At 30.9% G+C, this 12,646-nt stretch carries 12 protein-coding genes; 8 read left to right on the top strand and 4 right to left on the bottom strand.

The features are described from left to right. The first annotated feature begins 54 nt into the window (after window positions 1–54). Window positions 55–723, top strand: coding sequence for a DUF421 domain-containing protein (locus V5E38_RS04145; RefSeq protein WP_097975786.1), 669 nt, complete (start codon window positions 55–57; stop codon window positions 721–723). Window positions 724–747: 24 nt separating this feature from the next. Then, a complete protein-coding gene (locus V5E38_RS04150) occupies window positions 748–1,254 on the top strand; it encodes a DUF3189 family protein (protein ID WP_097975785.1) in 507 nt (168 codons plus the stop codon). 28 nt (window positions 1,255–1,282) lie between these two features. Here V5E38_RS04150 and V5E38_RS04155 read toward each other — a convergent pair whose 3' ends face one another. Next, the gene (locus tag V5E38_RS04155) at window positions 1,283–1,762 is read right to left on the bottom strand and encodes a spore coat protein (RefSeq protein WP_499212331.1); all 480 of its coding nucleotides are present in this window, start codon (window positions 1,760–1,762) and stop codon (window positions 1,283–1,285) included. Between the two features lie 161 nt (window positions 1,763–1,923). Here V5E38_RS04155 and V5E38_RS04160 point away from each other — a divergent pair, with 161 nt between their 5' ends. After that, complete coding sequence (locus V5E38_RS04160; RefSeq protein ID WP_499212332.1) at window positions 1,924–2,382, top strand: DinB family protein; 459 nt, start codon at window positions 1,924–1,926, stop codon at window positions 2,380–2,382. Between the two features lie 61 nt (window positions 2,383–2,443). On the opposite strand, the gene V5E38_RS04165 is transcribed toward V5E38_RS04160, so the two are convergent. Both V5E38_RS04165 and V5E38_RS04170 read right to left on the bottom strand, forming a co-directional pair. Then, complete coding sequence (locus V5E38_RS04165) at window positions 2,444–2,791, bottom strand: DUF3905 domain-containing protein (RefSeq protein ID WP_499212333.1); 348 nt, start codon at window positions 2,789–2,791, stop codon at window positions 2,444–2,446. Between the two features lie 93 nt (window positions 2,792–2,884). Beyond that, entirely contained in the window at window positions 2,885–4,627 is a 1,743-nt protein-coding gene (locus V5E38_RS04170; protein WP_499212334.1) for a B12-binding domain-containing radical SAM protein, read from the bottom strand. A 556-nt stretch (window positions 4,628–5,183) separates the two neighbouring features. Between V5E38_RS04170 and mtnB the strand changes: the two genes are divergently transcribed. From mtnB to V5E38_RS04190, 4 genes are all read left to right on the top strand, one after another. After that, window positions 5,184–5,819 carry a class II aldolase/adducin head domain-containing protein gene (gene mtnB, locus V5E38_RS04175; protein ID WP_499212335.1) on the top strand — a complete coding sequence of 212 codons (636 nt, stop codon included), beginning with the start codon at window positions 5,184–5,186 and terminating at the stop codon, window positions 5,817–5,819. A gap of 463 nt (window positions 5,820–6,282) precedes the next feature. After that, window positions 6,283–6,474 carry an aspartyl-phosphate phosphatase Spo0E family protein gene (locus V5E38_RS04180; RefSeq protein WP_025671755.1) on the top strand — a complete coding sequence of 64 codons (192 nt, stop codon included), beginning with the start codon at window positions 6,283–6,285 and terminating at the stop codon, window positions 6,472–6,474. A gap of 73 nt (window positions 6,475–6,547) precedes the next feature. Continuing rightward, window positions 6,548–6,994 (top strand): MarR family winged helix-turn-helix transcriptional regulator, encoded by a 447-nt coding sequence (locus tag V5E38_RS04185; protein ID WP_056474121.1) that lies wholly within the window; start codon window positions 6,548–6,550, stop codon window positions 6,992–6,994. Between the two features lie 212 nt (window positions 6,995–7,206). Beyond that, a complete protein-coding gene (locus V5E38_RS04190) occupies window positions 7,207–8,901 on the top strand; it encodes a M3 family oligoendopeptidase (RefSeq protein ID WP_499212336.1) in 1,695 nt (564 codons plus the stop codon). A 147-nt stretch (window positions 8,902–9,048) separates the two neighbouring features. Here V5E38_RS04190 and V5E38_RS04195 read toward each other — a convergent pair whose 3' ends face one another. Further along, complete coding sequence (locus V5E38_RS04195; protein ID WP_499212337.1) at window positions 9,049–12,126, bottom strand: efflux RND transporter permease subunit; 3,078 nt, start codon at window positions 12,124–12,126, stop codon at window positions 9,049–9,051. A gap of 260 nt (window positions 12,127–12,386) precedes the next feature. On the opposite strand from V5E38_RS04195, the gene V5E38_RS04200 reads away from it, so the two are divergent. Next, window positions 12,387–12,497, top strand: a complete 111-nt coding sequence (locus V5E38_RS04200; RefSeq protein ID WP_286133526.1) for a DUF6254 family protein — start codon at window positions 12,387–12,389, stop codon at window positions 12,495–12,497. Window positions 12,498–12,646 lie beyond the last annotated feature (149 nt).

Below are 12,646 nucleotides of genomic sequence, written 5' to 3' on the forward strand. Positions count from 1 at the left end.
AGAGTAAAGTAGTAAGAAAATTTAATAGGTAATAAAAATATAGGAGTGTATTACATGAGTTATCATGAAATGTTTACAGAGTTGTTTTTAGGTTATATAGCTCTTTTTATTGTCGTTAAAATTAATGGGAAAACACAAATTACACAAATAACGCCATTTGACTTGATTTCGTCACTAGTGTTAGGAAATATACTTGGGGATGGAATATATGATAAAGAAGCAAATCTACCAAAAATTCTTTTTAGTATTTTTGTTTGGGGTGCATTAATATTTGTTACTGAGGTCTTGACACAAAAGTCAATGTGGGCAAGAAAGTTCTTAGAAGGTGATGCTTCAGTTGTAATTAAACACGGAGCAATTCAATGGAAAGAATTGAAGAGAAATCGTTTGGACACTGACCAATTGATGCAATTGCTAAGAGCAAAGGATACTTTTGCAGTCAGTGAAGTTGCGTATGCTATTTTAGAAAATGACGGTACGATTAGTGTCTTGAAGAAATCAAATTTCGACACGCCTACGAAACAGGATTTAAAGATTCAAATGGAAAAAGAATTTTTACCTGTGGTTGTAATTAGTGATGGGAAAATAATTAAAAGAGCCCTTAACTCGTTGAAAAAAGATGAAAAGTGGGTTCATAAAAAACTTTCTGAGTCAAATTTATCACTTAAACAAGTATGCTTTGCAGAATGGGATTCAAAACAATTACATTTACATACGTATTAATATAAAAATTTGAGGATGAGATAAATGAAATATTATATTTATTACTGTTTTGGAGGCACACATTCTTCACCTTTGGCTGCTGCGTATCATTTAAAGCAATTACCACTTGATCGCCAGCCGACAACGGAGGAAGTAAAGAATACCTACTTATTTAATAAGCTAAAACCTAAAGATGGTGGAAAACTATTTTATCACGGTGAAGATGAAAATGGGGACCAAGTGTATACAGTAGCAAAAAGATATACTAAGAATGTGCCGACAGCAATCGAAGGTTTAGGAAAAATCTTATTAAATGAAGAAGATAAAATTATTTTATCAAGTACATCGCCAACAGTCCCTTTAGCTATGACTTTAGGTGGTTTTACTTCAAGATTTTTACATATCGATTTTATTGGGGTTCCATTACTTGTATTAGGGGCTAAGCAAACTTATCTTAATTTGATAAAATTAGTTGAAAATACGAAAAGATATCACAACATAGCAGCTGAAAAGGTCACTGACTTATCTAATAAAAACTTCAACAAAGATTAAAAAATGGACGTTCTATTACGTCCATTTTTTAATATTGCATATTTATGACATCCATAGCTTTTTTAGCATCGTTTTCGATTAACTTATTAATATTAAATACGGAATATTGACCTTGCTTTGATAAATAGCTAAAAATTTGAGTATGCAAATTGTTCACCGCTACAAGATGCTTAATAAATAAATTATTTAAATCAGGAGTAGCTGTTTCTGTAAGCGCATGCGCATACATTTTTGTTAATACTTTTGTTGCTGATAATAAATCTTCTGCACTCATTTCACTTGCTAATTTATCGCTTGCCGCATCCCTTTCCCCAATCGTAATATTGCTCATAAATTTAAGTAATTCCCGTAAGTTATTTTCAAACAATGTAATAGAAGTTTTATATAATTCTTTTAATCCAGAATCTGTTATATTTTTTATATTTGTTTTAAGCTTATATAAGTAATAAGTAGTTGTAGCAACAATTTCATGTAATTCTAAGGTTTCATGCCAAGCCAATGTTCTCATTAATATCCCTCCTATATGGTACAAGTCTATTCAGTAGGAAAGGGTTATATGACGGATAAAAAAAGTAGAGGTTAAGCAGGAAAGGAGGAAAAGGGAGAAGGTTGGTAATTAATTGAGGGATTGATCTAGAACTATTCCGCCATTCTTGTCCCGCCCAACTTATGTATATTGAAAATGTTATTCATCAATTGAGTTTATGTGTAAAGAGTGTTTTAGAAATGATTGATTTAATTAATGAGGAAGATTTAAATTTCCGACCTGTTGAGGACAAGAAATCGATCGGGGAGTTAGTCCAGCATCTATGTGAACTTATTGGTGCTGATATGGTAATTATGAGCGGTGTTAGTCAAGAAATGATGGTTAATTACTATACTGGGGTTGAATGTAAATCACTAGTTGAAATGAAAAGTTTATTACAAAATAATTTTCAAGACTTAAAGGAATTCTACTTTAATATAAAAGAAAAAGATTTAGTTGAAAAAACTACTTCATATTGGGGTCTTCAATATTCAAAATTTGAATGGTTATTAGAGATTTTAGTTCACTTCACTCATCACAGAGCACAATTACATATGCTACTAGTTCAAAAAAAGGGCGAAATTAATATCGGACTATTTTAAAGATAAAATAGGGGATAGAAGAAATGATACTTTCTTCCTATCCCCTAAATCTTGCACTTCATCAGTCCGTCGTTTCATGCTGTGGATGCATAAATTGTTTTGCAGGTTGTTCTCTCTTTTTTGATTCTAATAGGTCAGTGTTTTCTGCACTTGCCCAACCAATATCATTAGTTGGATGAACCCATTCGTCACCTGCCATAACTGATGGATCAACATCTTCAGACCAATTATTTAATGGAGAGTTAGGAGAGCTATACTTACTGTCTCCAATTACTACACCCTTTGAATTTACAAAAGGTTCTTCCATTTTAATGTCTGTACCTTTAAAAGAAGGAAAACTTGAAATATGGGGTAAAGTATCATTCATTACCGGTGAATCGATTTCAGTTTTCTCATTTTCTCTCTTCATTATATATCACCTCTACTTACAAATTATTATTTGCTAAATAGTAAAATCAATACAAAAAGGACAATATCTAAAATGAATATTGTCCTCTTTTACTTATGCTTCAATTGTAAAAAATGAAGGCGATAATGCTTTAGGAGAGAAATAAACTAGCATCGCATAATTACCAGTTCTATATTCTCCAGTTAATAAGAAATGTTCGATATCAAATGAAAGTGACTCAATCATTGTATGCTTATAAATTTCTTTTTCATTTAAATTAAGTGAAATAAAATCCAAACCTAAAAATTCAGGATTTTCGATAATTCGCTTATAAATATCCTTCGCAAAATCATGGCTTGTTACTTCGTCCCACCAAGGTTTACGCGGTTTATATTTATGATTTAAATAATAATCAATTTTCATAATATCTTTAACGATTGTCTCGTTTTTAATTTGATAGTGAGTTAAAAATTCATTTAGACGCTTAAATAAATCTTCAAGCTGGTGTCCGATTCTTGACCAACCTCTTTCTTCCCAATATGAACCAAATAATTGGAAGAAATCAAATGGACTTTCAAACTCATTTTTAATTAAATATTCAATCGTACTATTAGTTCGATGGTCATTCCAATATTTTTCAAGTACGTCTTCAACTTGCTTAATTTTTACAATATCGTCAAAGGGTAATACATTATTACTTAATATTTCATACGGAGCATAATCCATATACACATAATCATGTTCATGCGCTCTTAATCGTACGCCAGTGCCTCTTAGCATTTTTAAGAATCCTAGTTGCAGCTCTTCCGGCCTTAATGCAAAAACGTCATTGAATGTTTGACGGAATGAATTGTAATCCTCTTCAGGTAAACCAGCAATTAAATCTAAATGTTGATCTATTTTTTCGCCATCTCGTACAAGTGTGACAGTTCTGCAAAGCTTTTCAAAGTTTTGTCTTCTCATAACTAGTTCGTTTGTAGCATCATTTGTAGATTGAACACCTATTTCAAATCGGAATAAGCCTTTAGGAGCATTTTGATTTAAAAATTCGATGACTTCTGGTCGCATAATATCACCAGTAATTTCAAACTGGAATACCGTTCCTTCTACATGTTCGTCAATTAAAAATTGGAACATATCCATTGCATAACTACGACTTATATTAAACGTTCTGTCTACGAATTTAAACACCTTCGCTCCATTTGCCATAAGATAACGGATATCATCTTTGATTACCTCTCGATTAAAATATCGCACCCCAACCTCAATTGAAGATAAACAAAACTGGCAATTAAATGGGCAACCTCGGCTTGTTTCGATATATTGAATTCTTTTACTTAGAAATGGTAAATCTTCTTTAAATCGATATGGGGAAGGAATAGTTGTTAAATCTAATTTTTCGGTTTGTGGTTTAATGATATTTTTTCCTTCATCTCGATAACCAATGCCATTGATGGAAGTGAAATCATTCCCATTTTCAATAGCTTTAATTAATTTCTTAACCGTAATTTCTCCTTCACCAATCGTAATGATGTCAATTTCCTTTACGCGATCTAACCAATAATTCAAATCATAGCTTACTTCTGGTCCGCCAACAAAAATAATAACGGAAGGATCAATTTTTTTATACATACGGATGACTTCAATTGTTTGTTCGATATTCCATATATAGCAGCTAAAACCAAGTATCTTTGGCTTACGTTTATATAAGTCAGTGATGATGTTAAGACTTGGGTCTTTAATTGTATATTCTGCAAGCTCTATATCATATTCAGGCTGAGCATACGCTTTAATGTATCGAATACCCAAATTAGTATGGATATATTTTGCATTTAATGTTGCTAAAACAATGTTCATTTATATACCTCGTTCTAAATTATTATCGATTTATTTTATCATAAAATATTGAGATTACTAAATTTTCAAAAGCGAAATAAAAAATGAATGATGAAAAGAAGCGATCCAAATATCAAATTACTTATTTATTAGGGGATTTTAGTCCGTACCTTCTCCAAAATATTTACCGCCTTAAAGTGATTTCGTCTAACTGAAACTTGCCAGATTTTATAGTAGATTTTCTTCACATTTTTTGTAAAAAAGACATATGATTTACTAAATACAAAAAAGTTTCCCTAGGGAAAGAAAGGATAAATAATATGAGTAAGAAAGTTTTATTTTTCACTTATTTGTGTAATAAAATAGGAGTACTGTCAAATCAGGATGTAAAAAAAGTATTAAATCATTAATTACTATCAAAAATGGATAAAAGTTGTAGAAAATTGATGATTGTTCATTTACTTAGAACTATTGACAATGAAGACCGACACATGACATAATTTTATTAAATAGTATGAATAGTTTGAATTTTTAACGGTGTCCAAATAGATAGTCTAAATAAGTGGAGGTGTAAATTATGAGTTTATTTTTAGAACAATGGAAAAAGCTTGCGAATATTAAATGTGATTTGGCTAAAAGAGATTGGTTTTATGGTACTAGTGGAAACTTGTCTATGAAAATTTCAGACGATCCATTATTATTTCTTGTAACAGCGGATGAGAAGGATAAGAGAGCACGCTGTGATGAAGAATTTATAGTAGTTAATAATCTTGGTGAACCAGTATTTGATACGGTATTAAAGCCATCACTTGAAACTTTAGTTCATGCAAATATTTACGAAAAAACATCTGCTAGTTGTGTGCTCCATGTACATACCGTAGATAATAATGTTATTTCTGAATTATTTGGTGACGAGGGGCAGGTAGAACTTGAAAATAATGAAATGATTCATATCTTAACAAGTTCTTATTTTGAAAATAAAATAAAAGTTCCAATCATTGAGAATGCACAGGACATGGAAACTTTTAAACGTGCATACACTCCATTTTTAACTAAGGATTTTGGGGCTGTTCTTGTTAGAAATCACGGGATCACTGTTTGGGGGAGAAGCCCACTAGAAACGAAGAAGTGGCTAGAAGGAATTGAATTTTTAATAAGTTATAAAGTGAAACTAATGATGATTCAAGGTCATAAAATAAAAGCAGGCAACTAAATAAAAGCGAAAAAAGCTGAAATAGTAGTGGTAAATAAATTCCATTACATTTCAGCTTTTTTATTTTATAATAAAAATATACTATTTTTTAATAGTCGTCATTTGTAGTAGTTTTGCTAAATAAAAATTCTTTAGAGTATACTGTATATAAAGAAATTGAGCATTACTATTTATACATAGCTACAATTACTAAATTTTAGATTAAAGTGCCTATAAATATTTCACTTAAATCAAAATTAATCAATTTAAGCAGGATTTAATAAAAAGTCGTCTAATTTATAAGTAAAGAACGATAGAAATAAGCGCTATTTCATAAAATAAATAAACCTACTAGGTAATTTTGCTTAGTAGGTTTCATATTGTATCTATTTTAAATAATTTAGATAGAATGAATAATAAAAATTAATTCGATTATGAATGAAAAGGTTTGTTAAAAAACATCCTGTAGAAGGGAATCAGTCTAATGAATGAATATCAACTCAGCCGTTTATTATTATCTATTTCATTAAAAAGGGAAGAAATGGTATTTTTTGCGGAAACTAAGGGTTTAAACGAACATTTGACCTTAAAGGCCAGTCAAGAATTGGACGAGTTAATTATTTCATACCAAAAAAAATTGCTATCGGAATTAAATAAGTCATTTTCATTGAAATAATCTTAAGATTGATTAATAAGTGTAAAATAAAAATATAGAATAAACAATGTAAAAGAATTGAAGGGGTAATATTATGGAAGAGACAAATAGAAAAGATATAGAGCTTTCTTTAAAGCTATTTATTGTGTTATCGCGAGCTCATAGAAAGATTAATGATTCTGCAAATAAATCAATTGCTAGTTTTAATTTAAACCCAACTGAATTTGCAGTGCTAGAGCTCTTGTATCATAAAGGAAATCAGCCACTTCAACATATTGGAGAAAAAATATTAATTGCAAGCGGCAGTATTACTTATGTTGTAGATAAACTTGAGAAAAAAGGTCTAGTTTATCGAAATCCTTGTAGCGCAGATCGTCGAGTAATTTATGCAGAAATAACTGAAAGTGGAAATAAACTGATGGAAGAAATATTTCCTGTGCACGAAGAATTTTTACATGAGCAAATGAGTGATCTATCTAATGAAGAAAAAAATTTCTTAATTCACTTATTGAAGAAAATTGGATACCATGGGTCTAACTAAAAAAGCTCTCATTTAATGGAGCTTTTTTTATTTTCAATCAATTAACGCTTAAAAACAACTATTTATGCTAGTAAAAACTAGTATATTTGAAATTTTAGTGTTAGGTTCTAAGTGGATAATTTTTAAATTTTCAGAAATTTATTTAGATTTAGGTTTTTTTACACGAAGTTTTTTTATATAATAGCAATATCACAAAAAATGGAGGGATTAACATGGGTTTTCAAGATTACCAGTATTCTAGACCAAGTATTAAGAACTTTGGTGAACAATTTAAACGTTCACTACAAAATTTTTATGATGCTTCAACGGTCTATGAACAAGAATTAGCAATGAATGAAATCAATGATTTAAGAAATGAATTTTCAACAATGGAAAATTTATGTGCAGTTCGCCATTCGGTTGATACAAACGATAAGTTTTATGAGGATGAGCAAGCGTTTTTTGATGAGAACACTCCAATTGTTCAATCATATGGACAACAATATTATAAAGCATTAATCGGTTCTCCGTTTAGAGAGCAACTTGAAGAAAAATATGGCCATCAATTATTTGCTTTAGCTGAATGTGAAGTGAAAATTCTAAGTGAAGAAGTAATTCCGGATTTACAGGAAGAAAATAAACTAACGACTGAATACGCTAAGTTAGTAGCGGCTGCTAAACTTCCGTTTTATGATGAAGTGAAAACGTTAGCACAAATTTCAGCACATTTCGAGGATAAGGATCGAGAGGTTAGAAAGACAGCTTACGATACATACTTTGGATACTTCTCGCAGAATCAAGATAAATTTGATGAGATTTACGATAAATTAGTAAAAATCCGAACTCGTATTGCAAACAAACTTGGTTTCTCAAACTTTATTGAACTAGGGTATGCTCGTATGATGAGAACGGATTACGATGCAAAAGATGTTAAGAAGTTTAGAGAGCAAGTTCTTGAAACAATTGTTCCAATCGCTACCGAATTAAGAGAACGACAAGCTAACCGAATTGGCGTAGATCAACTTTATTACTATGACGATAAATTCGAATTTGTAACTGGTAATGCAACACCTAAAGGTGATCCTGAGTGGATTATTGAGAATGGTAAAAAAATGTATGATGAATTATCAAAAGAAACAAGTGAATTTTTCAATTTTATGTTAAAGGAAAACTTACTAGACTTAGTTGCTAAGGAAGGAAAACAAGGTGGGGGATATTGTACTTATATTCCAAACTATAAAGCTCCTTTTATTTTCTCGAATTTCAACGGAACATCTGGTGACATTGACGTATTAACACATGAAGCTGGTCATGCATTCCAGGTTTATGAAAGTCGTAAATTTGAAACACCTGAGTATAACTGGCCAACTTTTGAGGCGTGTGAGATTCATTCAATGAGTATGGAATTTTTTACATGGCCTTGGCAAGAAGAATTCTTTAAGGAAGATACACAAAAATATTATTTTACACATTTAAGTAGTGCAATTACTTTTATTGGTTATGGTGTGGCAGTAGATGAATTCCAGCATGAAATCTACGAAAATCCTGATTTAACACCTGAGGAACGTCACGGACTTTGGAAAAGCATAGAAGAAAAATACTTACCACATCGAGCAAATGATGGAAATAGTTATTTAGAAAAGGGTGGTTTATGGCAAAGACAGGGGCATATTTACCAATCACCATTCTATTATATTGACTATACATTAGCTCAAATTTGTGCATTACAATTTTGGAATAAAATGCATGAAGACCGAAATTCAGCTTGGTCCGATTATGTTGGACTATGCCAATTAGGTGGAAGTAAATCATTTTTAGGCTTAGTTAAAGAGGCTAAACTTGAATCTCCATTTAATGATGGCTGTATTGAGGAGACATTAGAACCTGTTAGAAAATGGCTAGCAGGAGTTAACGATCAAAATTTATAAGGAATTACTCCGACTTTTTAATAGTCGGAGTTTTTTTATATAGGTTTGAAAAGATGAGGAAATGATTTTTATGCCGATGAAGTACAATTAAAGATGAAAGCAAAAAGAGAAAGGATTATTACCTTTCTCTTTTACTATTTATCAAATTTAATGATTAACCACTTTAGCAGTTTCCTCAGAATTAGCATGCTTCTTTGTTCTTTTAGTAAAGAATAGTTCATATACGACCGGAATAAATACTAGCGTTAATAAAGTCGATGAAGTCAAACCACCAATTACTGTAATAGCTAAACCTTTTGAAATAAGTGTACCACTAGACTTTGTTAATGCCAAAGGTAGTAATGCAGCTATTGTGGCAAATGCGGTCATTAAAATAGGTCTTAGACGTGTTTTACCTCCTTCGATGATTGCTTGGCGAAGAGGTAATCTTTTTTGTTCAATATTTTGTCCGATTCGATCGACTAGTACAATTGCATTTGTTGTAACGATTCCAATTAGCATAAGTAAACCAATCATTACACTAATCGAAAGCGGTTCGCCTGCTAGGAATAGTGCAACAAATGAACCGATTGGTACAAATACTAATGCGGATAAAATAATAAATGGAATGCGAGCTTTTCCAAAAGTAATTAACATCGTTAAATAGACTAATCCGATTGCAACTCCCATCGCAACACCTAAGTCTTTAAATGTTTGAGTAGTATCATCACTACCGCCACCACCTTTTAAAGTTACATCAGATGGTAAGTCTATATCTTTTTTTACATCATTGATTACTTCATTTGTTACTTTTGCAATGTCTTTTCCCTTTATTTGAGCTGAAACCTTCGCAAATACTTTTCCATCTAATTTTTGAATTGCAGAATATGTTTCAACTGCTTTTACTTCGGCTACATCTGATAATTTAATGGGTCCTAATTTACCAAGCAATTTAATATTTTTAATATCCTCTACAGATTGGAGTTCTTTATTATAAGTTAATTGCACATTTTGGTCTTTACCATCAATTTTTAATGTTCCCATATTGACTGGGTTTGTTTGGTCTGCAACTAAGCCTAAGATCATGCCAGCGGAGAGACCATTTTCAGAAACTTTTTTCTCATCAACTGAAACAATAACTTGTTTTTGTTTTTCAGAAAAATTATTCGTAACATATTTTATGTGATCATTTTTTTTCATATAATCTTCAACTTTTTTTGCACTTTCTTGAAGTGCAACTAAGTTATTAGAATATAAATTGATGTCAACATTATTATTTGAAGGTGGACCACCAGAAGAGTTTTCTTGCAATCCTACTTTAGCACCTTGAACTTCTGAAGCTGCTACTTTCGCCATTTTACTTTTTGTATCTTTAATAAATTGATCAACATCTGCACTTTGTTTTAAATTAATAAAATAGCTAGCTTTATTCTCAGTTTTTAGGCCAGTCATAAAGTCCCGGCTACCAACACCAGTAGAAACTTCTTTCACTTGCTTCATATTTAAGAACATCTTTTCCATTTTTAATGAAACATCATTTGTTTTTTCTAATGATGTTGATGATGGCAATTCTAAAGAAGCAATAATTGATCGTGAAGATTCATTTGGAATAAATGTGAAACCAAGTCTACCTACTATAGAGAAAGAACCTGCAAGTAATACAATTGCTAGTAAAATGATAATCCATTTGCGATTCAATGATTTTTCGATCACTTTTCCGTACCAAACTTGAATTTTTTCTTCTTTTTCTTCAGGTGGCACTTTTTTAAATGCATAGCAACCTAAAATTGGTACGATTGTAATCGAAACTAATAATGAAGCAAGTAAAGAAAAAACAATTGTTAAAGCAAAAGGTAGGAATATTTTACTAGTAAATCCACCTACAACACCCAAAGGTAAGAAAACTACAATAGTTGTAATAGTAGAAGATGTAACTGCTTTTACTATTTCTTTTGTTGAAGATAAAATTAAATTATTTGAAATGCCTTCTTTTGATTTACGTATTCTTCGGAAAATATTTTCAATTACAACGATACTATCGTCCACTACACGTCCTACTGCAACTGCCATACCACCAAGGGTCATAATATTTAACGTTATATCTAATTTAAGCAAGAAAATTGATGTAATTAATAATGATAAAGGGATCGATATAATAGCAATAAATGTAGCTCTGAAATTACGTAAGAAAATCAATACTGCTATTGAGGCGAATAATGCGCCTAATAAACCTTCTTTAATTAAAGATTCAACAGATGACTTTACGCCTTCAGCAGAACTATAACCCACTTTATATGAAATTTCATTTTTGTACTTTTTTAGTATGTTTATTACTTTGTCAGCTACTTCAACTGTATTTGCATCTTGTTTCTTCGTTATTGCCATTGAAATAGCATCGTTTTCGTTATAACGAATTAATTCATCTTTAGAGTCTACTGATTCAATTTTAGCGATTTCTCCTAATAAAACTTTCGGAGTTTGAGCATTTTGATTTGGTGCGGTAGAAGTAAATGATGCAGGTTGTAATTCTAAATCCTTTAATTTTTGAAGTGTATCTAATTTTTCTTCGACTCGAATTGGAATTTTAATATCGCCATCAGTTATTTTTCCAGCCGGGAAGGATAGGAATTTTGCATTAATTTGATTCTTAATACTTGTTAATGAAAGCCCTAAGTTTGCAATTTTTTGCTTATCAACTTCGATCGTTAAGGAAGTAGATTTTCCTCCACCTATCGAAACACTGTTTACACCTTCAATTTTATTTAAAGCTGGTACAATTTCTTCATTTAAAGTTGATTCAATATTTGAACCATCTTTTGAAAACATAGAGATGTAATAAATAGGGAATGATCCGAACGAAAAACGGTCTACCTTTGTTGTTACATTCTCAGGCAAGCCAGCGTCCTTTAAAGTCGTATTTACTTGTTGTTCAACTTTATCCATATCCGTATTAAAAGGAAATTCTAAATTAATAACAGAAACGCTTTCGAATGAAGAGCTTGAAAGTGTCTTAATTCCTTCGATTGATTTAAATGAACTTTCAAGTTTTGTTGTAATCTGCTCATTTATATCATCTGGTGCTGTACCAGGGTAAACAACTTGAACAGAGATTGCTGGAAATTCAATATTCGGAAGCTCTTCAACTTTTAATTTTGAATAAGAATATAATCCTCCAAATATTAATAAAAACGAAATAATAAATATTGCTACAGAGTTTTTTAAACTAAACTTAGTTAAAAAGTTCATTAACTACCTTCCTTTCTATTAATAGTGATAAAGTGATAAATATGTATAATCCGAATTTTCAATCTTTTAATGGCGTTTTTTCTATAAGAAATAGAATGTTCATTTCAGCTCTAGGATGCGCGTTTTAAAATTCAAGAGAAAGAACTTAAAATTTTATACGATTTTCATGCTCAATCCTTCTAAAAATAATTAACATAGATTTTCATTTTTTGTGAAATGATAAGATGGCAAGAAATTGATTAATTTTAGGAGGTATGAAAATGTCAAAATCAAAAAAAGAAAAGGAACGATTTTGGAATGAAAGAAAGTCGAACCAACAGCCACATGATAAAGTAAAATCGTTTAAAGAATTGGACAAAGAAACAAAATAGCCATCTCCTTTCTAAAGAATGATTGGTACAGATTTTTTTCGTGAAGATCACTTATCACATTTTCATTTGTAATCATAGAAAAAAGTCCCGTGATATACACGGGACCTGAGACTGATTTGGTAAAGAATTCTAATGAAATTTTAATAAAA

The sequence above is a fragment of the Rossellomorea sp. GAMAL-10_SWC genome, from assembly GCF_049568075.1.
Lineage (GTDB): Bacteria > Bacillota > Bacilli > Bacillales > Bacillaceae_G > Gottfriedia.